General features: G+C 63.7%; 1 protein-coding gene. It reads left to right on the top strand.

Annotated features, from left to right (window positions below; all coding sequences use genetic code 11):
• Positions 1–31: 31 nt before the first annotated feature.
• The coding region (locus E3W21_RS31145) for a hypothetical protein (RefSeq protein WP_256661551.1) at positions 32–361 on the top strand (330 nt) is incomplete at its 3' end.

The following is a 361-nucleotide window of genomic DNA, read 5'->3' as shown; positions in this document are numbered from 1 at the left end:
TGACCTGACCACAGGGGTCTGGACCTTGAAGGTGTCTGCGCTGAGTGTGGCGGCTCACAGCATCACCGCCAAAGCGTTGTATGGCAGTGGCGTAACCTCGGCGGCGCGGACCTTTACCGTCCAATCAGCCCTCATGCTGAACCCGCCTTCCGTTAAAGAAACCGTCGACAACAACCTAAACCCCATCGCCGCCAAAGACTCCCTCACCGTGGTGGTCCCTCAGGGCGTCCTGCTACCCACCGACCTGCTGAGCGTGACGTGGGCCGGCGCTGCCGGCACCCCGGCCGAAGGTTCGCACACCACCACGGCGGCCCCCATCAGCAGCATCGGTCTTGAGATCCCGGTACCGGTGTCGGTCATC

Origin of the sequence: Pseudomonas sp. F01002, from assembly GCF_004402115.1 — a bacterium.
Classification (GTDB): Bacteria; Pseudomonadota; Gammaproteobacteria; order Pseudomonadales; family Pseudomonadaceae; genus Aquipseudomonas; species Aquipseudomonas frigoris.
This window is presented reverse-complemented; position numbering and strand designations above follow the sequence as displayed.